This is a genomic window from Methylobacterium brachythecii (genome assembly GCF_014196345.1).
GTDB classification, from domain to species: Bacteria; Pseudomonadota; Alphaproteobacteria; order Rhizobiales; family Beijerinckiaceae; genus Methylobacterium; species Methylobacterium brachythecii.
Window position 1 is genome coordinate 408,549 of the sequence record NZ_JACIDN010000002.1, and the last position, 26,575, is coordinate 435,123.

At 66.6% G+C, this 26,575-nt stretch carries 27 protein-coding genes and 1 other RNA gene; 14 read left to right on the forward strand and 14 right to left on the reverse strand.

What is annotated here, in order from left to right; genetic code table 11:
• The first annotated feature begins 8 nt into the window (after positions 1–8).
• Complete coding sequence (locus GGR33_RS05960; protein ID WP_183503563.1) at positions 9–857, forward strand: 23S rRNA (adenine(2030)-N(6))-methyltransferase RlmJ; 849 nt, start codon at positions 9–11, stop codon at positions 855–857.
• 3 nt (positions 858–860) lie between these two features.
• On the opposite strand, the gene GGR33_RS05965 is transcribed toward GGR33_RS05960, so the two are convergent.
• Complete coding sequence (locus GGR33_RS05965) at positions 861–2,294, reverse strand: FAD-linked oxidase C-terminal domain-containing protein (RefSeq protein WP_183502875.1); 1,434 nt, start codon at positions 2,292–2,294, stop codon at positions 861–863.
• Between the two features lie 306 nt (positions 2,295–2,600).
• Between GGR33_RS05965 and GGR33_RS05970 the strand changes: the two genes are divergently transcribed.
• Positions 2,601–2,960 (forward strand): c-type cytochrome, encoded by a 360-nt coding sequence (locus tag GGR33_RS05970; RefSeq protein ID WP_183502877.1) that lies wholly within the window; start codon positions 2,601–2,603, stop codon positions 2,958–2,960.
• 107 nt (positions 2,961–3,067) lie between these two features.
• On the opposite strand, the gene GGR33_RS05975 is transcribed toward GGR33_RS05970, so the two are convergent.
• Positions 3,068–3,550, reverse strand: coding sequence for a MarR family winged helix-turn-helix transcriptional regulator (locus GGR33_RS05975; RefSeq protein ID WP_183502879.1), 483 nt, complete (start codon positions 3,548–3,550; stop codon positions 3,068–3,070).
• Positions 3,551–3,898: 348 nt separating this feature from the next.
• Here GGR33_RS05975 and GGR33_RS05980 point away from each other — a divergent pair, with 348 nt between their 5' ends.
• Both GGR33_RS05980 and GGR33_RS05985 read left to right on the forward strand, forming a co-directional pair.
• Positions 3,899–4,546, forward strand: coding sequence for an RNA polymerase sigma factor (locus GGR33_RS05980; protein ID WP_284211266.1), 648 nt, complete (start codon positions 3,899–3,901; stop codon positions 4,544–4,546).
• A gap of 169 nt (positions 4,547–4,715) precedes the next feature.
• Positions 4,716–6,671 carry a vWA domain-containing protein gene (locus tag GGR33_RS05985; protein ID WP_246412866.1) on the forward strand — a complete coding sequence of 652 codons (1,956 nt, stop codon included), beginning with the start codon at positions 4,716–4,718 and terminating at the stop codon, positions 6,669–6,671.
• 3 nt (positions 6,672–6,674) lie between these two features.
• On the opposite strand, the gene GGR33_RS05990 is transcribed toward GGR33_RS05985, so the two are convergent.
• The 3 genes from GGR33_RS05990 to GGR33_RS06000 form a co-directional block, all read right to left on the reverse strand.
• A complete protein-coding gene (locus GGR33_RS05990; RefSeq protein WP_183502883.1) occupies positions 6,675–7,976 on the reverse strand; it encodes an HlyC/CorC family transporter in 1,302 nt (433 codons plus the stop codon).
• Positions 7,977–8,135: 159 nt separating this feature from the next.
• Entirely contained in the window at positions 8,136–9,584 is a 1,449-nt protein-coding gene (locus tag GGR33_RS05995) for an ATP-binding protein (RefSeq protein WP_183502885.1), read from the reverse strand.
• A complete protein-coding gene (locus GGR33_RS06000) occupies positions 9,581–10,318 on the reverse strand; it encodes a response regulator (protein ID WP_183502887.1) in 738 nt (245 codons plus the stop codon). The genes GGR33_RS05995 and GGR33_RS06000 overlap by 4 nt, the downstream gene beginning before the upstream one ends.
• A 235-nt stretch (positions 10,319–10,553) precedes the next feature.
• Here GGR33_RS06000 and GGR33_RS06005 point away from each other — a divergent pair, with 235 nt between their 5' ends.
• From GGR33_RS06005 to GGR33_RS06020, 4 genes are all read left to right on the forward strand, one after another.
• Entirely contained in the window at positions 10,554–10,835 is a 282-nt protein-coding gene (locus GGR33_RS06005) for an accessory factor UbiK family protein (protein WP_183502889.1), read from the forward strand.
• Positions 10,836–11,109: 274 nt separating this feature from the next.
• On the forward strand, positions 11,110–11,616 hold the full coding sequence (locus tag GGR33_RS06010; RefSeq protein ID WP_183502891.1) for a type III secretion system chaperone family protein: 507 nt from the start codon (positions 11,110–11,112) through the stop codon (positions 11,614–11,616).
• Positions 11,617–11,623: 7 nt separating this feature from the next.
• Positions 11,624–12,451 (forward strand): pyrroline-5-carboxylate reductase, encoded by an 828-nt coding sequence (gene proC, locus GGR33_RS06015; protein WP_284211262.1) that lies wholly within the window; start codon positions 11,624–11,626, stop codon positions 12,449–12,451.
• Positions 12,452–12,530: 79 nt separating this feature from the next.
• The gene (locus tag GGR33_RS06020; RefSeq protein WP_183502893.1) at positions 12,531–13,256 is read left to right on the forward strand and encodes a TetR/AcrR family transcriptional regulator; all 726 of its coding nucleotides are present in this window, start codon (positions 12,531–12,533) and stop codon (positions 13,254–13,256) included.
• A gap of 6 nt (positions 13,257–13,262) precedes the next feature.
• Here the strand turns inward: GGR33_RS06020 and GGR33_RS06025 are convergent, their stop codons facing one another.
• The gene (locus GGR33_RS06025; RefSeq protein ID WP_183502895.1) at positions 13,263–13,511 is read right to left on the reverse strand and encodes a hypothetical protein; all 249 of its coding nucleotides are present in this window, start codon (positions 13,509–13,511) and stop codon (positions 13,263–13,265) included.
• Between the two features lie 154 nt (positions 13,512–13,665).
• Positions 13,666–14,088 (reverse strand): gamma-butyrobetaine hydroxylase family protein, encoded by a 423-nt coding sequence (locus tag GGR33_RS06030; RefSeq protein ID WP_183502897.1) that lies wholly within the window; start codon positions 14,086–14,088, stop codon positions 13,666–13,668.
• Between the two features lie 134 nt (positions 14,089–14,222).
• Between GGR33_RS06030 and moaA the strand changes: the two genes are divergently transcribed.
• Entirely contained in the window at positions 14,223–15,257 is a 1,035-nt protein-coding gene (moaA, locus tag GGR33_RS06035; RefSeq protein ID WP_425488748.1) for a GTP 3',8-cyclase MoaA, read from the forward strand.
• A gap of 10 nt (positions 15,258–15,267) precedes the next feature.
• Here moaA and GGR33_RS06040 read toward each other — a convergent pair whose 3' ends face one another.
• On the reverse strand, positions 15,268–15,882 hold the full coding sequence (locus GGR33_RS06040) for a DUF4126 domain-containing protein (RefSeq protein WP_183502901.1): 615 nt from the start codon (positions 15,880–15,882) through the stop codon (positions 15,268–15,270).
• A gap of 139 nt (positions 15,883–16,021) precedes the next feature.
• On the opposite strand from GGR33_RS06040, the gene GGR33_RS06045 reads away from it, so the two are divergent.
• Positions 16,022–16,888 carry an NAD(P)-dependent oxidoreductase gene (locus GGR33_RS06045; protein WP_183502903.1) on the forward strand — a complete coding sequence of 289 codons (867 nt, stop codon included), beginning with the start codon at positions 16,022–16,024 and terminating at the stop codon, positions 16,886–16,888.
• On the opposite strand, the gene miaA is transcribed toward GGR33_RS06045, so the two are convergent.
• Entirely contained in the window at positions 16,866–17,849 is a 984-nt protein-coding gene (miaA, locus tag GGR33_RS06050) for a tRNA (adenosine(37)-N6)-dimethylallyltransferase MiaA (protein WP_183502905.1), read from the reverse strand. The genes GGR33_RS06045 and miaA overlap by 23 nt on opposite strands.
• Here miaA and serB point away from each other — a divergent pair.
• On the forward strand, positions 17,848–18,744 hold the full coding sequence (serB, locus tag GGR33_RS06055; protein WP_183502907.1) for a phosphoserine phosphatase SerB: 897 nt from the start codon (positions 17,848–17,850) through the stop codon (positions 18,742–18,744). The two genes, miaA and serB, sit on opposite strands and share 2 nt — an antisense overlap.
• Before the next feature lie 69 nt (positions 18,745–18,813).
• Here serB and GGR33_RS06060 read toward each other — a convergent pair whose 3' ends face one another.
• The 3 genes from GGR33_RS06060 to hflK all read right to left on the reverse strand — a co-directional run bounded on the left by GGR33_RS06060 (position 18,814) and on the right by hflK (position 22,534).
• Positions 18,814–20,364 (reverse strand): DegQ family serine endoprotease, encoded by a 1,551-nt coding sequence (locus tag GGR33_RS06060; RefSeq protein ID WP_183502909.1) that lies wholly within the window; start codon positions 20,362–20,364, stop codon positions 18,814–18,816.
• 89 nt (positions 20,365–20,453) lie between these two features.
• The gene (gene hflC, locus GGR33_RS06065; protein WP_183502911.1) at positions 20,454–21,362 is read right to left on the reverse strand and encodes a protease modulator HflC; all 909 of its coding nucleotides are present in this window, start codon (positions 21,360–21,362) and stop codon (positions 20,454–20,456) included.
• Positions 21,359–22,534 (reverse strand): FtsH protease activity modulator HflK, encoded by a 1,176-nt coding sequence (hflK, locus tag GGR33_RS06070; protein ID WP_183502913.1) that lies wholly within the window; start codon positions 22,532–22,534, stop codon positions 21,359–21,361. The genes hflC and hflK overlap by 4 nt, the downstream gene beginning before the upstream one ends.
• 480 nt (positions 22,535–23,014) lie before the next feature.
• Between hflK and GGR33_RS06075 the strand changes: the two genes are divergently transcribed.
• A complete protein-coding gene (locus tag GGR33_RS06075) occupies positions 23,015–23,701 on the forward strand; it encodes a dihydrofolate reductase (protein ID WP_183502915.1) in 687 nt (228 codons plus the stop codon).
• 3 nt (positions 23,702–23,704) lie between these two features.
• Here GGR33_RS06075 and GGR33_RS06080 read toward each other — a convergent pair whose 3' ends face one another.
• Both GGR33_RS06080 and GGR33_RS06085 read right to left on the reverse strand, forming a co-directional pair.
• Complete coding sequence (locus GGR33_RS06080; protein ID WP_183503569.1) at positions 23,705–24,499, reverse strand: thymidylate synthase; 795 nt, start codon at positions 24,497–24,499, stop codon at positions 23,705–23,707.
• A 76-nt stretch (positions 24,500–24,575) separates the two neighbouring features.
• Positions 24,576–25,451: a CPBP family intramembrane glutamic endopeptidase gene (locus tag GGR33_RS06085; RefSeq protein WP_183502917.1), complete on the reverse strand. Its 876-nt coding sequence runs from the start codon at positions 25,449–25,451 to the stop codon at positions 24,576–24,578.
• Here GGR33_RS06085 and ssrA point away from each other — a divergent pair.
• Together ssrA and GGR33_RS06095 are read left to right on the forward strand one after the other, a co-directional pair.
• Positions 25,443–25,829, forward strand: a transfer-messenger RNA (tmRNA) gene (gene ssrA, locus GGR33_RS06090). The two genes, GGR33_RS06085 and ssrA, sit on opposite strands and share 9 nt — an antisense overlap.
• A 62-nt stretch (positions 25,830–25,891) precedes the next feature.
• Positions 25,892–26,533: an SspB family protein gene (locus tag GGR33_RS06095; protein ID WP_183502919.1), complete on the forward strand. Its 642-nt coding sequence runs from the start codon at positions 25,892–25,894 to the stop codon at positions 26,531–26,533.
• Positions 26,534–26,575: the final 42 nt, after the last annotated feature.

A 26,575-nucleotide genomic window follows, 5' to 3' on the forward strand; every position in this document is an offset into this window, starting at 1 on the left:
CAGAAGCCCTGAACTATCGTCACGCCTTCCACGCCGGCAATTTCGCGGACGTCCTGAAGCATCTCGTGCTCACGCGCGTGCTCGTTCACCTCTCCGCCAAGGACAAGCCGTTCCGCGCGATCGACACCCATGCCGGGCTCGGCCTCTACGATCTGACTGCCGACGAATCCGGCCGGACTGGCGAGTGGCACGAAGGATGGGGCCGACTCGACGCGCCGTTCTCCGACGAGGTCGAGGCACTCCTCGCGCCCTATCGCGCGGCGGTTGCGGCGGTACGCGAGCGGCATGGGCCGACGATCTATCCCGGCTCGCCGTCGCTGATCCGCGAGTTTCTGCGCAGCGGCGACAAGGGGATCTTCGTCGAGCTGCACCCGGCCGATTCCGCGACCCTGGCCGAGCTCTACCGCAGCGACAGCCGCACCAAGGTGCTGCATCTCGACGGTTGGACCGCCCTCGGCGCGATGATCCCTCCGCCCGAGCGCCGCGGACTCGTCCTGATCGATCCGCCCTACGAAGAGCGCGGCGAGATCGACCGTCTCGGCAGCAGCCTGCTCAAGGTGGCGCGCAAATGGCCGACGGGGATTTTCCTGGGCTGGTACCCGATCAAGGACGTCTCGGCGCTCGACCGGATGATCGCAGCGCTCGATCGCGATTTGGAGCGGCCGGCACTGCGCATCGACCTGATGATCGACCGGCCCGACGACGAGACCCGCCTGCACGGCACCGGGCTTGTGGTGATCAACCCGCCCTGGACGCTTGGGGCCGAAGCGGTCGTTTTCCTACCCTCCCTCGCGGAGCGTCTGGCGCGCAGAGGTTACGGCGCCTTCCGTTGCGAGCGGCTCGGCCGCGAGGCCTGAGCCTCACGCCATCACGCGCCTTTCCAGCGGGAACACCTTGGCCGGATTCATCAGCCAGGCCGGATCGAACACGTTCCTCACCCGCATCTGCTGCTCCAGGTCCTCACGGGTGTACTGGAAGACCATCAATTCGCGCTTCTCGATGCCGACGCCGTGCTCGCCGGTGAGGCAGCCGCCCACCTCGACGCAGAGCTTCAATATCTCATCGCCCGCGGCCTCGGCCTTCTGCAGCTCCCCAGGCGTGTTGATGTCGAACAGGATCAGCGGGTGCAGGTTGCCGTCGCCGGCATGGAAGACGTTGGCCACGCGGAGATTGTGACCGGCGCAGATCTGACCGATCCGCTCCAGCACCGGGCCGAGTTGGCCGGTGGGAATGGTGCCGTCCATGCAGATGTAATCGGAGATGCGCCCCGTCGCGCCGAAGGCGGATTTCCGGCCCTTCCAGATCGCTGCGGACTCGGCTTCCGACTTCGACACACGGATGCTGGTCGGGCGGAAGTCTTTGGCGATCGCCTCGATGCGCGCGAGCATGTCCTCGCACTCCTCGTCGCAGCCTTCGACCTCGATGATCAGCATCGCCGCGGCATCACGCGGGTAGCCGGCCTTGGCGAAGTCGTCCGTGATGAGGATCGCCTCCTTGTCCATATACTCGATCGCCACCGGGATGATGCCGGCTGCAATGATCGCGGCGACGCAACGGCCGGCATCCTCGACCGACGAGAAGCCGACGAGCACGGGGCGCGCGCCCTCGGCAGCGCGGATGATGCGCACCGTCGCCTCGGTGACAATGCCGAGCTGACCTTCCGAGCCGCAGACCAGCGCGAGGAGATCGTAGCCGCCACTGTCGAGATGGTCGCCGCCGATCTCGACTACCGTGCCGTCGTTCGTCACGAGGGTGACGCCGAGCAGGTTGTTGGTGGTGACGCCGTATTTCAGGCAATGCGCGCCGCCCGAATTCATGGCGATGTTGCCGGCGATGGTGCAGGCGAGCTGGCTCGACGGATCCGGCGCGTAGAAGAAACCCTCGTGGCTGACCGCGCCGGAGATCGCGAGATTGGTGATCCCGGCTTCGACCCGCGCCGTGCGGTTGGCGAAGTCCATGTCGAGCACGCGGGTCATCTTGCCGACGCCGAGGATGATGGCGTCCTCCTGCGCGATCGCGCCTCCGGCGAGCGACGTGCCGGCACCGCGCGCCACCACCGGCACCCCCTGCCGGTGACAATAGGCCATCACTGCCGAGATCTCCTGGGTCGTCGAGGGCAGCACCACGGCGAGCGGAATCTTGCGGTAGGCCGTGAGACCGTCCGACTCGAATACGCGTCGCTCGTCCTCCGTCGTGATCAGAGCCTCGGCCGCGACCAGTGGCCTCAAGCCGTCGATGATGGCCTCGCGACGGGCGACGATGTCGGCATTCGGGACGGGAAAGGCGATCGACATCCGGCGTCTCCACTCAGAATTTTCGGTCGAGGATCTCTGCCCTCGCACGTGCCGCGCTCGCTTCAGCCCCGCTTCAGCCTCGCGGGCTTAACCTGGGTTATGCGTGCAGGACCAAGTTAGCGGAAAACGGCCGCCGACGCACGGCCTGCGGCAATCTGCGAATGAGCGAAGTGCATGCCAAGGCAACGCTTTCGGCCCTTCGGGGAGGGAACCCGGGTAGCGTTTCCAGTCTTTATCTGTTCTAAAGCTAAGCGGCTCTACCACCAGCCCAAGGGCGGCCATTGCCGCCTCCAAGGAGGAATTTTGATGCGTCATCTCATCCTCGGCGTCGCGTTCGCTGCGCTTCTTCCCCTCGCTGCCCACGCCGAAGGCGATGCCGCGGCCGGCGAGAAGGCGTTCGCGCCGTGCAAGGCCTGCCACGCATTCGGCAAGAATGGCGCCGGCCCGGATCTGCAGGGCGTCGTTGGCCGCAAGGCCGGCACGAAGGAAGGCTTCAACTACGATGCAGCCCTCAAGAATTCGGGCATCACGTGGGATGAGGCAAACCTGCACGAGTGGATCACGGACCCCAAGAAAAAGATCCCCGGCAACAAGATGATGTATGCCGGCATCAAGGATTCCAAGAAGGTCGACGACGTGATCGCCTATCTCAAGTCCAAGAACTGAGCGATCGAACGATGATGTGAGCATTTCCACTCGCTCACATCATCGGATTGGCGCCGAAAGACAAAGAAGCTGCTCCATTGGAGCGGCTTCTTTGCTATGGATAGGGGTCAGGCTACGGCGGCCGCCGATGCCTCGGCCCCGGCGCGGTCATGGAGTTCGGTGCGCATCCCGGCGAGCGTATCGAGCAGGGTGCGGCGAGCTTCCATATCGAGGCCCGTCATGCCGCCGACGTCGAGCGGGAGGCACTCCATCTTGCCCTTCAGGCTGCGGCCCTTGTCGGTCAGGAAGATGCTGACCTGGCGTTCGTCGGCCCGGTCACGCACCCGGCGAACCTGGCCTGCCGCCTCCAGGCGCTTCAGCAGCGGCGTCAAGGTCCCGGAATCGAGAAACAGTTTCGTGCCGATATCCTTCACCGTCAGACCCTCTTCCTCCCAGAGGACGAGCAGGACGAGGTATTGGGGATAGGTAAGATCGTGGTGGGTCAGCATGGCACGGTAGGCGCGGCCGAAAGCGTGCGCTGCGGCGTAGACCGCAAAGCAGAGCTGATTGTCCAGACGTTGCGGGTCGTCGGCTCGGCCCGGCTTGCTCATACGTGCAGTCCTCGTCTCATTCCGGCGCAGGTGATCGCCAAATCCGTCACGTCACATCTTGCCGCAGCGATGCAAACAACTCGCCAGCTCGAGCCTCGACAACTGAGGACGGGACGCTTCGGCACATGATCGGCGGCTAAGAGACGGTTCTTAAAGGAAGATTGTACTGCACACAATCAACTGGCGCACGCGCGCGCGGCGACCGTTGCATTCATGTTCGCAACGCCCATGGCCGAAGGCCGTGTGGGCGGACACCGAAGCCCGAGCCAACAATCTGCAGATTCTCGCAAAGGATTCGTCAGCGGCGCGCGTCTTATGGGATGAGAGCCGGCAGAAGAGGCTGAGAGCGTGCAGCGCAGTATCGGCTGGAGCGGGGCGGATCGGCTCCGGGGTGATGCCTCGGTCGCCGACGCGCGCGCCGCGCCCGATCTTGGGATGCCGGATGCCGTGGATTTGCCGCCTCCTGATCCCGACCGCAACCTCGTCGCCCGGGCGCGCGCTGGCGACCGCGCTGCCTTCGAAGCGCTGCTGCGCCAAAATTACGACCGGATGCACCGCATCGCCTGGCGGATGACCGGATCGCGCGAGGATGCAGAAGACGTCGTGCAGGAGGTCTGCTGCGCGCTCGCCGGCAGGATCGCCGGCTTCCGCGGCGAGGCGCGCTTCTCCACCTGGCTGTTCGGCATCACGGCGAATGCCTGCCGCGATCATCGTCGCCGCGGCGCGACTTTGTCCCGGCTGCGGCAGGGCCTCGCCATCCTCGTCCGCGCCGGCGGCGATGGCCGTGATCCCCATCGCCGCATCTGGCTCGAGAATGCGCTGTCCCGCCTCGAGCCTGGATTACGCGAGGCCGTGGTTCTCGTGGCCGGCGAGGGCCTGACCCACGCCGAGGCGGGCATTGCGCTCGGCATCGCCGAGACGACGGTGTCGTGGCGCCTGTTCGAGGCTCGGCGCCGCCTCAAGGAGGAATTCGACGGGGAGATGCCCGATGTCTGAGCCCGAGCACCACGACGAGATGGCCTCGCGGCTTCCGCAGGCACCGAGCGCATCACCGGAAGCACGCGAGCAGGCGATCGGTGCCGCGCTCGCGCGTTTCGATGAGCTCAAAGGATCTGCCGGCAGCGCGCGTCCAAGGGAACGTCACACTCGAAAGAGGACGTTTTCCATGACCCCCATCCGCACCGCCCTGGCGGCTTCCGTCGTCGTCATCGTCGCGGCGCCCATCGCCTGGCAGCTCTCGCGAGAGCAAGGCGCGCCCTTCGGTCGACCGGCAGAGGACACTGCGCCGATCCCGAAGAGCGTCATTGAACAGGCCGCCGATGACAAGCGCGACACCGCCGCGTCGCCGCCACCCGTAACGACCATGCCTCCGGCCGATGCCACGGCAGGCAAGCTGCGCGATGAAGCTGCGCAGCGACAGCGCGCAGCCGAGGCCGCCAACCAGACGATGGCCATGGTCGGCGCGGAAGCCGGTCATGCCGCGCCGCCGGCAGTCGCGCCGATGCCGCCTCCTGCGCCGCCACCCACTCTGCTCTCGAAGCCGTCTCCACCGCCGAGCGGGCAGCCGCAGCCGCGCGCCCTGCACAAGGAAGCTTTCAGGTCTTCGGGCGATGTGGCGCGGCCGGCGGCGCCGGCTCCAGCGCGATCCATTGCGGCGATGGAGGCTCCGGCCCAACCCGCGGAGCCGGTCGGCCAGGAAAAGTTCGACGGCAAGCCGCAGAGTGGGTTCAAGTCGACCCAGGAAGCGCCCGTCTCGACTTTCTCGATCGACGTGGACACCGCGTCCTACGGCTATGTCCGTGCCAGCCTCAACCGCAACGTCCTGCCGCCGGCCGCCGCGGTGCGGACGGAGGAGCTGATCAACTACTTCCCCTACAACTATCCGGTCCCGGAGAACCGCGAGACGCCGTTCAAGGTCACGGCGAGCGTGTTCCCGAGCCCCTGGGCGGAAGGCCGCAAGATCGTGCGGGTCGGCATCAAGGGCTACGAGATCCAGCCTGAGACGCGGCCGAAGGCCAATCTCGTCTTCCTCGTCGACACCTCCGGATCGATGAACGGGCCGAACCGGCTGCCGCTGGTGAAGCAGTCGCTCAGCCTGCTCCTGACCAAGCTCGGCGAGGGGGACCGCGTCGCCATCGTCGCCTATGCCGGCGAGGCCGGCACGGTGCTCGAGCCGACCCCGGCCAGCGACAAGCAGAAGATCCTGTCCGCCATCGAAGGCCTCGGCGCAGGCGGCTCCACGGCCGGCGGCGAGGGCCTGCGCCAGGCCTACGCACTGGCCGAGCGCAACTTCGATCCGAAAGCCGTGAACCGCGTGATGCTCGCCACCGACGGCGACTTCAATGTCGGCATCACCAGCCAGGAAGAGTTGAAGGGCTTCGTCGAGCGCAAGCGCGAGACCGGCATCTTCCTGTCGGTGCTCGGCTTCGGCATGGGCAACACCAACGACGCGCTGATGCAGACGCTCGCCCAGAACGGCAACGGCACCGCCGCGACCATCGACACGATCAACGAGGCCCGCAAGGTGCTGGTCGAGGAGGCGACGGCCACGCTGTTCCCGATCGCCAAGGACGTGAAGATCCAGGTCGAGTTCAACCCGACCACCGTCGCCGAATACCGGCTGATCGGCTACGAGACCCGCGCGCTCGCCCGCGAGGATTTCGAGAACGACAAGGTCGATGCCGGCGAGATCGGCTCGGGCCAGTCCGCGACGGCGCTCTACGAGATCGTGCCGGCCGGTGGCCCGCGCACCGTTCCCCCGCTGCGCTACGGCGAGGCCAAACCCGAGACGGCCTCGCAGGCCGGCGAATATGCCTTCGTGAAGGTCCGCTACAAGCAGCCCGATCAAGACGTGAGCAAGCTGATCGAGACACCGGTCGGCCCGTCCGTCGAGCAGCCGAGCTTCGACAAGGCCGACGAGGATGCGCGCTTCGCCACCGCCGTCGCGGGCTTCGGCGAGATCCTGCGCGGCGGCAAATGGACCGGCAAGCTCAAGCTCGACGACGTGGCGAAATGGGCCTCTGCCGCGCGCGGCGAGGACCCCTACGGCTATCGCTCCGAGTTCGTGCAGATCGTGCGCGCGGCGAAGTCGGCGCAGGCGCTGCACCCCTCGCGGCGCTGAGGGTTACTCCTCCCCGGCCGGCTTCGGCAGGGCCGGGAGCAGGGGCGAAATCCGCAGCGACGTGATCCGGTTCTTGGCCTTGCGCACCACCTGGAAGCGGAAGCCGTGGAAGTTGTAGGTGGTCCCCGTGTCGGGGATCGCCCGCGCCTCGTGGATGACGAGGCCGGCGATCGTGGTGGCCTCCTCGTCCGGCAGGTTCCAATCCATGGCCCGGTTGAGGTCGCGGATCGGCACGCCGCCATCGACCGTCACCGAGCCGTCCGGCTGCGGCCGGACACCGGAAATCGTGACGTCGTGTTCGTCGGCGATGTCGCCGACGATCTCTTCGAGAATGTCTTCGAGGGTCACGAGGCCCATCACCTCGCCGTATTCGTCGACGGCGAGCGCGAAGTGCGTCTTGCGGGCGAGGAAGGCCTTGAGCTGGTCGCGCAGCGAGGTCGTGTCCGGCACGAACCAGGTCTCCAGCGCCAGCTCTTCGACCTTGAGGCTCGCCGGGTCGCCGCCGGCCGCATCCAGCGCGCGCAGCAGGTCCTTGGCGTGGAGCACGCCGACGATGTTCTCGTGCTTTTCCCGCCAGAGCGGCATGCGTGTGTAGGGCGAGGCCAGCACCTCGCGCACGATCTCCTCGGAGGGCAGGTCGGCATTGATGGTGCGCATCTTGGTGCGATGGACCATCACTTCGGAGACGGTGAGTTCGTTGAGGTCGAGCAGGCCGCCGAGCATGTCGCGCTCGGCGCGTCCGACGCCGCCCTCGCGGTGGAGCAGGGCGACCTGCCCACGGATCTCCTCGGTCGCCGACAGGATCGAGCCGTGCTCGCCGATCGAGATGCCGAAGGGTTTCAGGATCAGGCGGACGGCTGCCTCGGTCGCCACCGCCAGCGGTCCGAGCAGACCCACCGAGAAGGCGACGGGCCGGGCCAGCAGCAGGGCGATGCGGTCGGGATTGCTGATGGCGAGCGTCTTCGGCAGCACCTCGGCGAAGACGATGACGAGCACCGACATCGCCACCGTGGCGTAGATCACCCCGCTCGACCCGAACAGGCTGGTGAGCACGCTGGTGGTGAAGGCGGAGGCGCCGATCGCTACCACGTTGTAGCCGATCAGCATGGCGCCGATGAAGCGCTCGCGGATCGCCAGGATGCGGTTGACGAGGGCGGCCTGCGTGCTGCCGCCCGTCTCCAGCGAGAGCATCCGGGCCCGCGACGCCGCGGTGAAGGCGGTCTCCGCACCGGCGAAGAAGGCCGAGAGCAGAAGCGAGATCACGACGATACTCGCCGCCAGCCAGACGTCGGAATGGGAGTCCATGGAGCCGTCGTTCCCGCGGCCCGCAAGCCGCGGTGCCGTGGCGTTCCTCTAGCAGCGGCGCGGCCCGCTCGAAACAGAAGCGCCGCAGATCACGGCTCCAGCGTTTCGATGGTCTGCGAGCCGCCTTCGCGACGAAGCGCTGTTTCTTCGCGACCTGCCCTAAGCGGCCTCGGGCTGACGCGCGTTCTGACCGCCGGTCGCCGCCAGCGTGCCGGGCAGCTCGATGCGCGCGCTCAGGCCTCCCGCCGGCCTGTTCTCCAGCGTCAGCCGCCCATCATGGGCCTCGACGATGGCGAGCACGATCGACAGGCCGAGGCCGAAACCGCTGGCATCGTTGAGGTTCCGGGCACGGTCGCCGCGCACGAAGGGCTGCAGCATGGCGTGCCGCTCGGATTCCGGAATGCCGGGGCCATCATCGGCCACCTCGATCGCCACGCCGTTCGTGCATTTCGAGACCGAAAGCCGGGCGCTCCCGGCGTATTTCACGGCATTGTCGACGAGATTGTTGACCGCGCGTTCGAGATCCTCGGGATGCGCCCGGATCAGCACGTGGCGCGCCTGCTCCATGCTCACGTTCGCGCCGGTATCCGAATAGTCGTCGCACACGGTCTGGACCAGGGAGGCGATGTCGATCAGCGGTTTCTCGGCCGTCGAGCCGCCCTCGGCCCCGCGTTCGTCGCGGGCGTAGGCGAGGGCCGCCTCGACCAGCGCGTTCATCTGGTCGAGATCGCGAAGGGTCCGCTCGCGGGCCTGATCGTCCTCGATGAACTCGGCGCGCAGCCGCAGGCGGGTGATCGGCGTGCGCAGATCGTGGCTGATGGCGGCGAGCATCTGGGTGCGGTCGTCGATCAGGCGGTTCACGCGCGCCCTCATCCGATCGAGGGCGGCGGCGAGAGCCAGCACCTCGTCTGGCCCCCGGCGCGGCAAGGGAAGCGGCACCCGGCTGGTGCCGAACGCCTCGGCGGCGCCAGCGAGCTGGGCCAACGGCGCCGTGAGGGCGCGGGTGGCCCAGACGGTGAGCAGGGTCAGCGTGGTCGCGAGGAACAGGAAGCTGAAGATGATCGCGCCGCGCTTGGGCGGTTCGAGCGCATCGTCCGGCAGCGTCGCCTGAAGCTGCGCTCCGGCAGGCGTGCGCAGCCCGATATGCAGGACCGGCGGCTCCTCGGGACTGGCATCGGGCGCGAGATCGGCAAGCGCCAGCTCCCGCCCGTAGCCATCGAGCAGGCGTCCGATGATCGGGCGCTCGCGCAGCCGCTCGCTCTCGATCGCGGGCGGAGTGCCCTGCCAGGCCTCGAGACGAAGGTTCGGCAAGCTTCGCCCCGCTGCCGCGATGATCGCGTCGCGTCCCTCGGGCGCGGTCTCGTCGAGCAGCCGGGCGATCACGGCGAGGCGGTTGGCGGCGACGCCTGGGCGCGTCTCGGCGCGCCAGGGCTCGCGCATCGCGAAGAGCGCCACCGCCGCGGCGGCGTGCGAGGCGACGATCGCCGCGACGACGAGCAGGGCGATCTGGCCGGCGACGCTTTTCGGCCGCGGCCAGAAGCGGCGCAGGCCGGCCGGACGCGCGGTTTTCGAGGCAACCGGGGCGGCGATCGTGGTGCCGGTGCTCATGAGCGGGTCACCTCGGGCGCGAACAGGTAGCCGCCGGAGCGGATGGTGCGGATGATCTCGGGATTGCGCGGGTCCTGTTCGAGCTTCTGGCGGATACGGCTGACCAGCACGTCGATGCTGCGTTCGAAGGGGCCGGCGCTGCGCCCCTGCGTCAGGTCGAGAAGCTGGTCGCGGGAGAGCACGCGGCCCGGCCGCAGGCAAAGCGCGTGCAGCAGGTCGAACTCCGCGCCCGTGATGGCGATGCGGGCGCCTTCAGGGCTCAGCACCTGGCGCAATCCGGTATCAAGCGTCCAGCCATGGAAATGCAGACGCCGGGCCTCCTCCACCTCCGGCCGCTCGGCGCCGTTGCTGTTGCCCCGGCGCAGGATCGCCCGGATGCGCGCAAGTAGCTCTCGCGGGTTGAAGGGCTTGGCGAGATAGTCGTCGGCGCCGGTCTCCAGGCCGATGATCCGGTCGATCTCCTCGGATTTGGCAGTGAGCATCAGGATCGGCATGGCTGACGCTGCGCGTAGGCGGCGGCACAGACTCAGGCCATCTTCACCCGGCAGCATCAGGTCGAGCACGACGAGGTCGATGCGGGACTCCGCCAGCACGCGGTCCATCTCGCGACCATCGACGGCGAGGCTGACCCGGCACTCGTTGCCGCGCAGATAGCGCGCGACGAGCGCGCTGATCTCCCGGTCGTCCTCGACGACGAGAATGTGGGGCGTGGTCGCGCTGGTAGGGGTCGTCATGGCGGCCGTCAAAATCTTCGATCGTCAGTATGCTCGCTCATCCCGCCAGTTCGTAGATCAGGGCAACACAATCTTTGTAACGCGATGTTTCGCGAGCAAGATCTTCACAATCCCCTGAAACCCGCATCGATCCAGCGATCGGTGATTGCCGGGACTCCCGCGGATTCCTATGTCGGAAGACAACTGATTCGCGGGCAGTTCTGCGGGTCGCCGCCGATAGATCCGAGAGACGACGATGCAGAGTTCGAACCGCCTTTTCGACGACGTCGCTCGGATCTTCACCGACGCGACCGGTGCCGCTCAGGGCGTACGCCGTGAGGCCGAGACCCTGTTCAAGGCTCAGATCGAGCGCCTGATCCGCGACATGGACATCGCGTCGCGCGAAGAGGTCGACGTTCTGCGCGACCTCGTCACCGCTCTGCGCAGCCGCAACGACGCACTCGAAGCCCGCGTCGCCGCCCTGGAATCCCGGCTCGGCACGGATGCGAGTCCTGCCGGCAACACCGAATCCGTCTGATGCATTTTACACAGGAACGAGCGGTGGAAAGTGCAGTTGCCCACCATTCATCCCGTGACAACGCTTTGAACGATGCGGGGAACGCAGGCTATAAACGTTTAGGCACTGATTCGCGCCTGACAGAACAACTCCTCGAACGCTCGGACCGTTGATCTCCGAACGAATCCACGCCCCTGCGTAGGTTTCGTTTCGGCACGCTCTCGGATTCGTCGCGGCCTTTGCTTCACCGCCGAACCGTTCATCGGTCATGAACGGATCGACAATTTGGATCGCCATGACCCAGCTGCACATCATCGAGGAACTTGATCGGCCAGAGCACCCGCTCGACGTGGTCGAGAGGCTGGCCTCCCTGCGCGACTGGATCTTCGACCGCGCCGAGACGGACGAGATGTCCGTGACCGTCGAGGGCAAGTGGACCGAGTATCACGTCGCCTTCACCTGGATCGAGGATGTCGAGGCGCTGCACGTCGCCTGCGCCTTCGACCTGAAGGTGCCCGATCGCCGCCGCGTCGAGATGACGAGACTGATCGGGATGCTGAACGAGCAGCTCTGGATCGGCCACTTCGATCTCTGGTCGAACGATAACGTGGTGATGTTCCGGCACTCGCTGCTCCTGACCGGCGGCATCGCACCGACGCAGGCCCAGTGCGCGATGCTGATGAAGTCCGCCGCCGAGGCCTGCGAGCGCTACTACCAGGCTTTCCAGTTCGTGCTCTGGGCCGGCAAGCCGGCGCGCGAAGCCCTCGACGCCGTGCTGTTCGAGACCGAAGGCGAGGCCTGAGCCGTCCGTGACCGGAACCGACAGGGGATCATTGCCGGCCTCGCTGACTCTCGTCGGCGCCGGCAAGATGGGTGGCGCGCTGCTCAAGGGATGGCTCGACGGCGGACTCGATCCGGACACCACGACGGTCGTCGATCCGCAGATCGGTCCGGACATCGCCGCCCTCTGTCAGGAACGAGGCATCGCCCTCAACCCGAGCCAGCCGCCGATCGCGGAGGTGATGGTCCTCGCGATCAAGCCGCAGGGCCTGGAAGCTGCGGCGCCCAAGCTGGCTCCGCTCGTCGGACGCGATACGCTCGTCCTCTCGATCCTCGCCGGCAAGACCCTGGCGAATCTGGCGGAGCGCCTGCCCGGCACGCGCGCCTTCGTGCGGACCATGCCCAACCTGCCGGCGAGCATCGGTCGTGGCGCGACGGGTGCGGTGGCCAGCGCGGCGGTCACGCCGGAACAGCGTCGAGCCGCGGACGCGCTCCTCGCCTGCTCCGGCCTCGTCGAATGGGTCGACGACGAGGCGCTCATCGATGTGGTCACCGCGGTGTCCGGTTCGGGACCGGCCTATGCCTTCCTGCTCGCCGAAGCCCTGGCCGATGCCGGCGCGAAGGCTGGCCTGCCGCCGGAGATGGCGGCGCGGCTCGGGCGTGCCACGGTGGCCGGGGCCGGCGCGCTGCTCGACGCGAGCCCGATCGAGGCCGGCCAGCTTCGCCGCGACGTCACGTCTCCCGGCGGCACCACCGCAGCGGCGCTCGCCGTGCTGATGAGGGAAGGCGGCGTACCCGACCTGCTCACGGAGGCCGTTGAAGCTGCACGGCGACGGGCCGGGGAACTCGCCGGCTAATCCACGCGATCGCGGTTCGGCTGCACACGGGCCGATCGCCCCCTACATGGGTCTGGAGAGTCCCGAACGGAGCGCGATCATGGATGCCGCCGATCCGAAGCCAAAGGCCAAGAAGAAGCCCAATCCCCGCGAGGCCGTGGTCGAGGCGTTGATGCGGCTCGCTGCCGTTCAGCCCTGGAACGACATCGAGATTGGCGACATCGCCCGCGAGGCCGAGATCACGCTCGCCGAGTTCCGCGACCTGTTTCCCTCAAAGGGTGCCGTGCTCGGCGGCCTGTCGCGCGTGATCGATGGCAAGGTCCTGGACCGTGACTTCTCGGACATGGCCGAGGAGCCGGCGCGCGAACGCCTGTTCGACGTGCTGATGCGTCGCCTCGACGCGATGGCACCGTACAAGACGGCGCTCCGGCGGATCTCCTACGCGCTGCGCGGCGATCCACTTTCCATGATGGCGCTGAACAGCGTGGCGCTGAACTCGCACCGCTTCATGCTCGCCGCCGCCGGGATTGACACCGAAGGATCGCTCGGTCGCCTTCGGCTGCAGGGCAGCGTGATCGCCTTCGCACGGGTCGTTCAGGTCTGGCTCGACGACGACGATCCGGCGCTCGCGCGCACCATGGCGCGGCTCGACAAGGAGATCCGCCAAGGCGAGCGGTTCATGGAGCGAGCGGATGACGCGCGCCGGCTCACAGCGCCACTGCGCGCCATCGGGCGCGCGCTGCTGGAACGCCGCCCGAGCCGCGACCGGCGTCGCGACACGGAGGGCGAGAACACGATCGACGGCGATCCGGCCGCGGCCGTCTGACGTCGTTCAGCGCGCCTCGGCGGAGCGACGACGGCTCGGCGCCGCGTGGCCACCATCCATGACCATGCGGCAGCCGGGGCTGAGATTGGCCTTCTGGCTCCGAAGGCACTGGGTGATCGCGCTGGCGCTCGGGATGTAGGAGGCGCAGAGGCGCCACACGTCCGGCTCGCAGGCGGCGCGAGCATCGGCACTCTGAGCGAGGGCGGGCGAAGCGCCGCAGATCAGGAGCGCAGCGAAGAGCGAAGTACGTGTCATGAGCGTCGAGCCTTCCCTTCTCCGTATTTTATACGGTCAAGGTCGGCTCGAAATCGTTAACGAAATGGAAAAAGTGCCGGATCGACGTCAGCTCTCGTTAAGACTTCCGGCCGCTGTTGCAACGGGGCCGCGTGACCGACACGCCACACCCGCTTCAGTGGCAACCGCACCCGTCGCCGCAACCGCCGCTGGAGGCCTTGCCGACGGGGACCGAGGCGGCCTGGTCTCGGCTGAGGCCTCGCTCTTCGAGCTCCGCAAGGTAATTCTTCCAGCGCGTGCGGTACTCGCGCCCGAGATCGTAGAGGTATCCCCAGCCGAAAATGCCGGTATCGTGCCGGTCGTCGAAGGACAGCTTCACGGCGTAGTTGCCGATGGGCTCGACGGCGAGGATCGCCACCTCGCGCTTGCCGCCGATGATCTTGCGCTCGGCCGGCGAGTGCCCCTGCACCTCGGCAGAGGGGCTCGAAACGCGAAGATACTCGGCGGGAAGATCGAAGCGGCCGCCATCCTCGAAGGCCACGCGCAGCATGCGCTTGTCGCCTAACAGGCGGATCTCGGTGGGCCAGCGCTCGCTCATGTCATCCTCACGCCGTGGCGATGCGCCCCGTGTGCTTGCTCGTTCGGGGCCGAACCCTCATATGAATACAGATGCTGGACCTGTCAGCCGATAAAGCAACCCAAACCGATTTCGAGTCGCGTTCCGAGACGCATATGTGGGCTGTTCGAGACGACGCTCCCCCGCCGATGCGCCCGTCGCCGCTCGTCGATCCGTTCGGCCGCGCAATCACCTATCTGCGCATCTCGGTCACGGATCGCTGCGATTTCCGCTGCAGCTACTGCATGGCTGAGAACATGCAGTTCCTGCCCAAGCGCGACCTGCTGAGCCTCGAGGAGCTCGACCGGCTCTGCAACGTCTTCGTCGAGCGCGGCGTGCGCAAGCTGCGCATCACCGGCGGCGAGCCCTTGGTCCGCCGCGACATCATGCAGCTCTTCCGTCGGCTCTCGCGGCATCTCGACAGCGGCGCCCTCGATGAGCTGACGCTGACCACCAACGGCTCGCAGCTCGGCCGCTTCGCGCCGGAATTGGCCGATCTCGGCATCCGCCGCGTGAACGTCTCGCTCGACACGCTCGATGCCGACAAGTTCAAGGACATCACCCGGCGCGGCGACCTGCCGACCGTGCTCGCCGGCATCGAGGCGGCGCGCAAAGCCGGCATCAAGGTCAAGATCAACGCCGTTGCGCTGAAGGGCCTGAACGAGCACGAGATCCCCGACATGATCCGCTGGGCACACGGTCTCGGCATGGACATGACGCTGATCGAGGTGATGCCGCTCGGCGAGATCGACGGCGACCGCACCGACCAGTTCCTGCCGCTCTCCGTCGCCCGCGAGCACCTGGAAGAGCAGTTCACTTTGACCCCGCTCGCCCACCGCACCGGTGGCCCGGCGCGCTACGTGAAGATCGAGGAGACCGGCGGGCGGCTCGGCTTCATCACGCCGCTCACCCATAATTTCTGCGAGGGCTGCAACCGCGTCCGGCTCACCTGCACCGGGCAGCTCTACCTCTGCCTCGGCCAGGAGGATTCGGCGGATCTGCGAGCGCCGCTGCGGGCGTCTGAGGATGACGAGTTGCTGCGGCAAGCGGTTATCGACGCCATCGCCCGCAAGCCCAAGGGCCACGACTTCGTCATCGAGCGGGCACGGCCCGCCGCCGTGCCGCGGCATATGAGCGTGACGGGCGGCTGAGCGGCCGCTTTTACCGCATCGCCGGCTGTGCCGGTTCCCGATCGCGCTTCGCGTAGATCCGGCGCAACAGGCGCCAGAGAACGACGATCGCCGCCACAGCAGCCAGCGCGATGAGTCCGGCGACGGTGGCCGCCGCGGCTGGATGGATCAGCACCGCCAGCAATAATCCCGTCGTCGTGACATCCTCACCGAGCGATAGGCCGATATTCGAAAACGGCTCCGGGCTCGCATTGGCGACGGCCCGCGCGCTGGCCTTGGCGCCGTGGGTGAGCAGGGCCGCGCTCCCGCCGAGCAGGAGACTCGCGATCTGCCAGGTCGGATCCTGCGGATCGATCACGGCGGCGGCGAGCAAGGCTCCGCCGATCGGGCGGATGAAGGTGTGGATGCCGTCCCAGAGCGAGTCGAGCCACGGGATCTTGTCGGCGAAGAACTCGGCGATCAGGCCGACGGCGGAAATACCGATGATCGTCGGGCTCGCCAGCGCGTCGAGCGCGTGCAGGTGCTGGGGGAGTTGGACCCAACCGTAATGCATCGCGAGGCCGAGGGCGAACGTGCAGAGGTAGATTCGCCAGCCCGACAGCAGGCCGATACTGGCACCCAATCCGATCAGTTCCGGGGCACCCATGCGACGGCCCTCGCGGGCAATATCGCCCGACCACGACAATATGGGTGTGATCGAGATTTTCTGCAGGCGTCCCAAGATTGACGCTCCCGGACAGCCCTCCTAGACGGGGCCGCATTCTGCATTCGTTTGGAGACGGTCGATGGCGAAGGTCGCATTCCTGGGCCTCGGCGTGATGGGCTCGCCGATGGCGGGGCATCTCGCGAAGAAGGGCCACGACGTCACGGTCTACAATCGCACCCGCGCCAAGGCCGATGCCTGGGTGCAGGCGAATGGGGGCGCCCCCGCCGACACGCCTCGCGAGGCCGCGACCGGCCAGGAGATCGTCTTCGCCTGCGTCGGAAACGACGAAGACCTGCGCAGCGTCGTTCTCGGCGAGACCGGTGCCTTCGCGGGAATGACGAAGGGCACGGTCTTCGTCGACCACACCACCGCCTCGGCGGAAGTCGCCCGCGAGCTGTCGGCAGCAGCGGATGCGGCCGGCCTGCACTTCATCGACGCCCCGGTCTCGGGCGGACAGGCTGGCGCCGAGAACGCCGCGCTCACCGTGATGTGCGGTGGCGACGCAGCAAGCTACGCCAAGGTCGAGCCGGCCATCATGTCCTTCGCCAAGGCTTCGCGGCTGATGGGCCCGTCGGGCTCCGGCCAGCTCACCAAGATGGTCAACCAGATCGCCATTGCCGGTCTCGTCCAGGGCCTGTCGGAGGCGATCCATTTCGGCAAACGCTCGGGCCTCGACATCGAGGCGGTGCTCGACGTGATCTCGAAGGGTGCGGCCGGCTCCTGGCAGATGGAGAACCGCGGCAAGACCATGAATGCCGGCAAGTTCGATTTCGGCTTTGCCGTCGAATGGATGCGCAAGGATCTCGGCATCGTGCTCGCCGAAGGCCGTCGCAACGGCGCGCACCTGCCCGCGACGGCCCTCGTCGACCAGTTCTACTCGGACGTCGAGGCGATGGGCGGTGGCCGCTGGGATACGTCGAGCCTCATCGCCCGCCTGGAGCGCTGAGGCGCTCCTCGGCGATCCGTCGCACGGTCTCGGGATCGGCCCAGATCCAGTCCTCGCCCATCTGATGACGGAACCAGGTGAACTGGCGCTTGGCGTAGCGGCGGGTGTCGCCCTGCCCTCGCGCGATCGCCTCGTCGCGCGAGATCTCGCCGTCGAGATGGGCGATCAGCCCCGGTACTCCGTGCGCCCGCATCACCGGCAGCATCGGATCGAGCCGGCGATCCCGTAGGGCCGCGACCTCGTCGAGGGCACCCTCCTGCATCATCGTGAGGAAGCGCGCATCGATGCGGCGGCGCAGCTCGTCCCGATCGACGTCCAGAAAGAGCTTGAGCAGCGAGCGCCCGGCCAGCGGGCCGGGAAGGCGCCGGCCCTGGAATGCGCCGATCGGCCGGCCAGTCGCCTCGAACACCTCGAGAGCGCGCATCACCCGCATCCTGTCGGAAGGGCGAAGCGTCTCGGCTCCCGCCGGATCGAGCCGAGCGAGTTCGGCATGCAGCGCACCGGTCTCGCGGCCCTCGGCGCGCGCGCGAACGGCCTCGCGCACCGCATCCGGCACCGTCGGCATGTCGGAGAGCCCCTCGTCCAGTGCCCGGAAATACAGCCCGGTGCCTCCGACGAAGATCGGAAGGCTGCCGTTTCGCCAGACCTCTTCTAGGATTTCGGACGTTTCACGTGAAACATTTCCTACCGAAAAATTCACAGCGCCGTCGATCGTGCCGTAGAGACGGTGCGGTGCCTGCGCCTCGTCTTCCGGAGACGGCCGTGCCGAGAGCCGTCGCAGGTCGGCATAGACCTGCATCGAGTCCATGTTGATCACGGTCCCTTGGAACCGGCGCGCCAGGGCGAGCGCCAGCGCCGACTTGCCCGAGGCCGTCGGCCCTGCGATGAGGATCGCCGCCGGCCGCCCGGCCCCTGCCTCCGTGACCGGCGACACCCACTGCTCCCTTCGTGATCCTGGCATGACCCTCGTCGCGACGCTGATAGCAAACCCGGTCCGTCCCGCCATCACCGGCGCGATCCTGAGCGATGCCCGCGAGACGCTGGCGACGGAGCATCCGCCGCGCCTGCTGTATCACGGCGTGGCGGCCGAATTCCTGGTCGATGCGCCGATCGAGCGGGCGCAGGAACTGACCTCCCGACTCGACGAGCGCTTCGCCGGCGAGCCGTTCGACGTGGCCGTGCTGCCGGCCGGTCCGCACCGGCGCAAGCGGCTGTTCCTGGCTGACATGGATTCGACCATGATCGAGCAGGAATGCATCGACGAACTCGCCGACGTCCTCGGCATCAAGGCCGAGGTTGCGGCGATCACCGAGCGCGCCATGCGCGGCGAGATCGCCTTCGAGCCGGCCCTTCGCGAGCGCGTCGCCCTGTTGAAAGGGCTCCCGGCGACGGTGGCCGACGATCTCATCGCGACGCGCATCGCCCTGACGCCGGGCGGCCGGACGCTATTGGCGACGATGAAGGCGCACGGCGCCCATACCTGCCTGGTCTCCGGCGGCTTCACGCTGTTCACCGGCCCGATCGCCGGCATGATCGGCTTCGACGAGACGCGCGCCAACAGGCTCGACCTCGCCGACGGCAAGCTCGCCGGCACCGTAGCGGAGCCCATCGTCGGGGCGGAGGCGAAGCGCGCGACGCTTCTGGAATTGCAGGAAAAGCTCGGCCTCGCACCGGAGGACACCATGGCGGTGGGCGACGGCGCCAACGATCTCGCCATGCTCGGCGAGGCCGGTATCGGCGTGGCGTTCCGGGCCAAGCCGGCCGTTGCGGCGGCTGCCCGAGTCAGGATCGAGCACGGGGACCTGACGGCGCTGCTCTACCTGCAGGGTTATTCCGCGGCGGAGTTCGTGGCGTAGTGCCACGCCACAAACGCCGTCATTCCGGGGGCGCCGTAGGCGAACCCGGAATGACGGGCGTGTGAGCGTTCAGTCCAGCCCCAGCGCCACGAACCGCACGTCCCCGCTCGCGCCCGCGATGAGCAGCAGAACGGACTTCCGCGATTCCTTCTTCAGCGCTTCGACCTTCTTGGTGACGTCGGCGGGCGTGCTGACCGCTTCCTGGCCGACCTCGACGATGACCTCGCCGGGGGAGATGCGCTTGTCGGCCGCCGTGGAATTCGGGTCGACGCGGGTGACCACGACGCCCTTCACGGTGTCCTTGATGTTGAACTTCTTGCGCAGCTCGTCGGTCAGGCCGGAGAGGTTGAGGCCGAGGGCCTGACGAACGGCGCTCTCGGGTTCGGCCTGCTTGACGTTGGCGAGCTGAGCCTTCTCGCCGTCTTCGAGGCGGCCGAGCAGCACCGACTTCGTCATCTCCTCGCCCTTGCGGACCACCACGACTTCGACGGTCTTGCCCACCGGCGTCTGAGCGACGATGCGCGGCAGCTCGCTCGACGACTTCACGGCGGTGCCGTTGAACTTCGTGATCACATCACCGACCTCGAGACCGGCGGGCTTAGCCGGACCCTTGTCGTCGACGCCGGCGATCAGCGCACCCTTCGGACCGCCCTTCAGGCCGAGCGCCTCGGCGGTGGCCTCGTCGACGGTCTGAATGCGCACGCCGAGCCAGCCGCGGCGGACCTCGCCGAACTCGCGGAGCTGGTCGAGCACCGGGCTCGCGGTGTTCGAGGGCACGGCGAAGCCGATGCCCACCGAGCCGCCCGAAGGCGAGAGGATCGCCGTGTTGATGCCGATGACCTCGCCGTTCATGTTGAACAGCGGGCCGCCCGAATTGCCCTTGTTGATGGCCGCATCGGTCTGAATGTAGTTGTCGTAGGGACCGGACTCGATGTTGCGTCCGCGTGCCGAGACGATGCCGGCGGAGACCGAGCCGCCCAGGCCGAACGGGTTGCCGATCGCCATCACCCAGTCGCCCGGACGCATCTTGTCGGAATCGCCGAACGGCACCGACTTGAGAGGCTTGCCGGCCTCGGGCTTCACACGGAGGATGGCGAGGTCGATCTTCGAATCCTTGCCGACGATCTCCGCCTTCAGCTTCGAGCCGTCATGCAGGATGACCTGGATGTCGTTGGCGTCGCCGATGACGTGGTTGTTGGTGATGACGAGGCCGGCCGCATCGATGATGAAGCCGGAGCCGAGGGAGTTCGACTTGCGCGACTGGCGCTGGCTATCGTCATCGCCCTTGTTGTTGTCGCCGCGCTGACCGCGCTTCTTGAAGAACTCCTCGAACAGATCCTCGAAGGGCGTGCCCTGCGGCAGCTGCGGCATCGCCCGGCCGCCGCGCGCGGATTTCTCGACGGTGGTCGAGGCCGAGATGTTCACCACCGCGTCCGTGACCTGCTCGGCGAGGTCGGCGAGCGATTCCGGACCCTTGGCCAGGGCCGCCTGCGGCACCAGCGCGGGCGCCACCGAGATCGGCAGCACCGCAGCGATCATCACGGCAGCGAGTGCCGATCTCGCGCGCTGGCAGAGGGCCGGGCGGCCGTGGCCCGATACGGCGCTCATGGCGAGACGCATGGTGCGGTTCCTTCTTGAAGCGTGCCTATAGATCGGCGCCGATCGCGCGCGATCAAGAGCGGCGCGTGGGCCGCTCTTGATCGTGGCCGTCAGGGCTTGGCGCTCGCCGCCGGGCGACCCATCGGATCGCTGAAGTAGCGGAAGAACGACGAGTTGGGGCTGATCACCAGGCGCGTGTCCTGCCCCTTCATGCTCTGCTCGTAGGCCTGCATCGAGCGGTAGAAGGCGAAGAAGTCGGCGTCTTTGCCGAAGGCTTCGGCTAGGATGCGGTTCCGATCGGCTTCGCCCTGGCCGCGCAGCTTCTCCGAACTGCTCGTGGCATCGGCGAGCAGAACGGTGACCTCCTTGTCGGCCTTGGCCTTGATGGTGGCCGCCGCCTGGTCGCCGTTGGCGCGGATGTCGGCCGCCTCGCGCTTCCGCTCGGAGGTCATCCGGTCGTAGACCGCCTGCGAGTTCTTGGCGGGCAAGTCGACGCGGGTCATGCGCAGGTCGACGATCTCGACGCCGAGCTGCTTAGCCTGCTTGTTCACGTCCTCCTGGATCTCGTTCATCAGCTCGACGCGGTCGGTCCGCACGATAGCGTCGCGGCTGGAGCGGGCCAGCACGTTGCGCAGGGACGAGTTGGTGAAGCTCGACAGCCTCTGGTTCGCCAGAGGAATGTTGCCGACCGACTGGTAGAACTTCAGCGGGTCGACGATCCGGTAACGCACGAAGGCGTCGACCTCGAGGTTCTGGCGGTCGGCGGTGAGCAGGGTCTGGACCGGCAGGTCGAGATCGAGCACGCGCTTATCGAAGATGACGACCGAGTCGGTGAACGGCACCTTGAAGTAGAGGCCGGGCTTGGTCTCTCCGTGCGGGTTCAGCACGGCGCGTACGCGGCCGAGCTGGAGCACGAGCGCCTGCTGCATCTGCCCGACGGTGAAGACCGACGCATAGAGGCCGACGACGACGAGACCTGCGAGGACGATCAGTCCAGTGCGGAAGGCGGAGCCGTTCATCGGGCAGCTCCACCGCGGCCGGCGAGGTCGCCGAGGGGCAGGATGGGCAGCACGCCCGCGGCATTGGCGCCGGCAGCGCCGGTCCCGCTCTGGTCGATGATGACCTTGTTCACGGAGCCCAGAACCTTCTCCATCGTCTCCAGGAAGATGCGCTCGCGACTGACGTCGGGCGCGGCCTTGTAGGCGTTGTAGACCTGCGTGAAGCGCGCGGCCTGACCGCTCGCCTCAGCGGTGGCCTGATCGCGATAGGCCTCGGCCCCCTGCACGATCTGCGACGCGCGGCCACGGGCCTGCGGCACTTCGCGGCTGGCATAGGTCTCAGCCTCGTTGCGGGCGCGCTGCGCGTCCTGCTGCGCGGCGTTCACGTCGATGAAGGCCGGCCGGACCTCGGGAGGCGGGTTCACGCTGGTGAGCTGGACCACCTCGATGCGCACGCCGGCGCCGTACTCGTCGAGCGCGGTCTGGAGGATCTCCTTGACCTCCTGAGCGATGCTCGACTGCTCGTTGGTGAGGATCGCCTGGATGTTGCGGCGGCCGATCACCTCGCGCATGGCGCTCTCGGAGATCGCCTTGATCGTTCCCTCGGGGTTCTCGAGGTTGAACACGTAATCATCCGCCTTGAGCGGGTTGATGCGCCACTGCACCTCGAAGTCGAGGTCGACGATGTTCTCGTCGCCGGTGAGCATCAGGCTCTCTTCGGGCACGTCGCGCTGACGCGCCGCACCGGCGCCGGCCCGGTAGCCGACCACCACCGAGTTCACCTGGCCGACATTGGGTTTGACCACGCTGCCGATCGGATAGGGGAAGTTGTAGTTCCAGCCGGACGCAGTCTGGCCGGTATAGCGCCCGAACACCGTGTTGATGCCGACCTCGTTGGGCTTCACCGTGTAGAGGCCGGTGAGCAGCCAGACGCCGACGAGGATCACGGCGACGAAGAGCAGGCCCTTGCCACCACCGAAGCCGCCGCCGGTGCCGGAACCGCCGGGGATGATCCCACGCAGGCGATCCTGACCGCGGCGGATCAGATCTTCCAGGTCGGGAGGCGTCTTACCGCCACCACCGCCTCCGCCGCCCCAGGGTCCGCCACCGCCGCCATTGCCACCGCCGGGACGGTTGCCCCAGGGGCCGCCTCCCCCACCGCTGCCGCCGCCGCTCTGATTGCTCCAAGGCATTCTCGACGTAGACTCCTGCTCCGGCTCCGATCCGCAGGATGCCGCCCGCTCCGAACGGCGCCCCACCACGATCGATCGCTGGATTCCCGCTGCCGGAAACGACTTAACGGATCCGTATGGTCGAGCGCACCTGATTGGCCGCACCCGTTCATGTCAAGGCCGTGAGGTGGGCATCCGCAACCTCCGCCGCAACGCCCAAAACATCGCGTGCAGCCGCGCACGGGCTGCAAAAAACCTTGATCATGCCGGGATGAAATCGAGATCTGCGCCAGATGGATGAACGGCATCTCAAGCGTGTCCGTCGCGCCAGAGCAGGCAGCCGCTCTTTTGAACTCCCGCCCTAAAAACTAGATTCGATCTAATGGGAACTCCCGGCTAGGAAGGCTGAATAAGCGAACCCTCCCTTAACGGCCATGGCGAATCATGTCCGCTCGCCCCCAGAGCAGCAATGCAACCGCTGCTTGAAAAAATGATTGAAGCATGAAGCCTATCGAACGCCCGATGCCTTCAATTTCTTACATTGTGGCACGCAGCAGGCCCGGCGATGTAATCGGCTGTGAAAATCAACTACCCTGGCGCATTCGCACCGACATGAGATTTTTCCGTAAAGTTACGGAAAATCATGTGGTTATCATGGGGCGGAAAACATTTGAATCACTAGGTCGCCCGCTACCGAACAGGATAAATATAATTCTTTCGAGGTCGAATGAAGCAGATGGCAAAGATCTGTTTTGGGCAACAAACAGAGAAATGGCTTTGTTTCTTGCAGACACACATTCAATATTAAAAGAGAAAAGTGAAATTATCGTAATTGGCGGAGCTCAGATTTACAAAATTTTTTCGGATTTGTTTACAAAAATCTATCTTACAGAAGTTTTTCATCAAATTGAAAATGGAGACGCGCATTTCACAGAACGCTTTGATAAGCGCTATTGGGCTGTCACCGAAAGTCAAAGCTGGCCCGCATCTGACCACGATCAATATCCATTTGAAATTAATGTTCTTGAGCGACGGAATAAATATGTTAGACACCGAGAAATCAGTGATTTCTACGTCGGAAATCAAAAAGATAAAGTAAGCAGCTTTTTACCTGTTCTTGCTGACAAACTTTCAAAACCTACGCCTGAAGAGAACCGTCAAGCAATTTTGCCACTAAAAGTTGCATGATACTTAGACCGCCACCGGAGCCTTGATGGCCGGATGCGGCGCGTAGCCCTCGATGGCGATGTCCTCGAACGTGAAATCGAACAGCGACCGCACCTCGGGGTTCAGGCGCAGGGTCGGCAGGGCGCGCGGCGCGCGGGCGAGCTGGGTCTGCGCCTGTTCGAGGTGGTTCAGGTAGAGATGGGCGTCGCCGAACGTATGGACGAAGTCGCCCGCTCGTAGGCCGGTGATCTGGGCGATCATCGCGGTGAGCAGGGCGTAACTCGCGATGTTGAAGGGCACGCCGAGAAAGACGTCGGCCGAGCGCTGATAGAGCTGGCAGGAGAGCCGGCCCTCCGCGACGTAGAACTGGAAGAGGCAATGGCAGGGGGCAAGCGCCATCTTGTCGAGATCGGCCGGGTTCCAGGCCGAGACGATGAGGCGGCGCGAATCCGGGTTCGCCCGAATCTGCTCGACGACCTGTGCGATCTGGTCGACCGTCGAGCCGTCTCGTCGCTCCCAAGAGCGCCATTGCTTGCCGTAGACAGGGCCGAGATCGCCGTTTGCATCGGCCCATTCGTCCCAGATGCTCACGCCCTTGGCCTGAAGCGAGCGGACATTGGTCTCGCCTGCCAGGAACCAGAGCAGCTCGTGGATGATCGAGCGCAGGTGTAGCTGCTTCGTCGTGACGAGCGGAAAGCCTTTTTCCAGATCGAAGCGCATCTGGTGGCCGAACACGGAGAGCGTGCCGGTGCCGGTGCGGTCGTCCTTGCGGACGCCCTCGTCGAGGATGCGTCGGAGAAGCTGCTGATAGACCTGCATGGTCCCGAGGATACGGCGCGAGAGGCCGCGCAGGAACCCGCCACGAACGGCCGCGCACAAGCTTGGCCGCCGGGGTTCAGTCGGAAACCGGCCAGAGCAGGTAAGTGATCAGGGCCAGGTTGCTCCAACCGTGCAGCAGCATGCAGGGCCAGAGCCGGCCGGTCCGCCACCGCAGCCAGCCGAGGGTGATCGCGAGGGGCAGCAGTGAAACCGGCCGCGCGATGCCGCCGGATTCGGAGAGATGGGCGAGCGAGAAGAGGAGCGCGGTGGCGGCGATGGCGCCTGCGGGCCGCATGATCCGGCTCGCCCGGGCGAAGGCCTCGCCGCGCATGATCAGCTCCTCGGCGACCGGCGCGAGCACGACGACGTAGGCGAACCATCCCGCGACCGAGACGGGCGACAGGAACGGGGAGAGATGGATGCCCTGGGCGACCCCGCCGTTCAGGGCGCGGGCGGTCTCGGTCACCCAGACGATGTGGATGACCGGCCAGACCGCCAACAGGAGCCACAGCCGCAACGGGCTGCTCCTGCGCGGTTCGGCGGGAACGGTCAGGGCCAGCCTGCGGCGCCAGGCCGCTCCGTCCATCCAGAGGGCGAGGCCCACGACGAGCGCTGCGACCAGCACCTGTCGCAGAATGTCGGCAGCGACACCCCGGCCGGCGATTTCACGCAGCGGCAGACGCGGACGGAGGGCCTCCGGCGTGAAGACGTCGACGCCGATCCTGAGATCCGCCCCGACGCGCACGACGAGAATGGCGAGCAGGCTCGCCAAGGTGAGAAGGCCGATGGGAACCGCAACGAACAGAAGCGCTTGGAACAGCCACGCGACCAGACCGAGCGCGGGAAGCGGCGCGGGCGGAGCGCGGTCTGCTTCGTCGTCGGGCGCATTGCCAGCGTGCACGGGAGCAACAGCCGCATCATCGAGCAGGGGGGCGTGCGGATCGCTCTTCAAAACCGCCCCCGGTCCCTCTATATTCGCGGTTGCCGGTCGCAAGATCGGCTATGGCGATAAACGTTCTTCGAAATAAACCTATCGGACCCGGGGGCGGTACCCGGCGCCTCCACCACAACCCAGGACCGATGGCCGCAAGGCCCGAGCGGACCGGAAGACTGGGTTTCGGCGGGGGCGAAATAGGATCGACGAGGGCGTAAAGGTTGAGCTTTCGCTCGGCATGGTTCCGCCGTTATCGGGCCTCTGCAATAGTTGCCAATGACAACTTTGCTCCGGTCGCTGTCGCCGCGTAAGCGGTGCCGGTTACCGAAATCAAGTCCTAGCGGGTAGCACTGCATAGGCGGGGTTCGGAGGTACCTGGCAACAGAAACCTCCACTTACATTTCGACGTCCCCCGGCGGCCCCGACGTCCGGCAGGCAACCGGGTAGAGCGAGCGCCGATGGCAGAAGACCTGATCCGCTATGACCTCCTGGTGCAGGACGCGCTCCGCGGCGTCGTGAAACGCGTGCTCACCGACGCGGCCCGGGAAGGGCTTTCCGGCGAGCATCATTTCTACGTCTCGTTCCGCACCGAAGCGCCGGGCGTGCGCATGTCTCAGCGCCTGCGCGAAAAATACCCGCAGGACATGACCATCGTCCTGCAGCACCAGTTCTGGGACCTGAACGTCGGCGACACCTCGTTCGAGGTCGGCCTGTCGTTCTCGGGCGTGCCCGAGCGGCTGCTGGTGCCCTTCGACGCGTTATCGGGGTTCTTCGATCCGTCCGTGCAGTTCGGTCTCAAATTCGACCTGCAGGAAGAGGGTGAGGTATCCGAGGAGGGCGAGAGCGCGCCGCCCCAGATCAAGTCCGGTCCGCGCGGCGCGGCCTCCGAGCCGGCCGAGATCAAGCCGAAGAATGCCGGCCTCGCTGCGATCTCGGGTCCGCCGAAGGTCGTGCCGGGCCTCAACGCCGGCAACAAGGTCAACGAGAGCTCGAACGACGCGAACGAAGCGGACAAGGACGCCGCCGTCGCGGAAAAGGGCGCCGGCAAGGACAGCGGTGCCGAAGTCGTCAGCCTGGACGCCTTCCGCAAAAAGAATTGAGGCAATCGACGCCGAGAGGCGGGAGCAGGCGAGGAGCGTGCC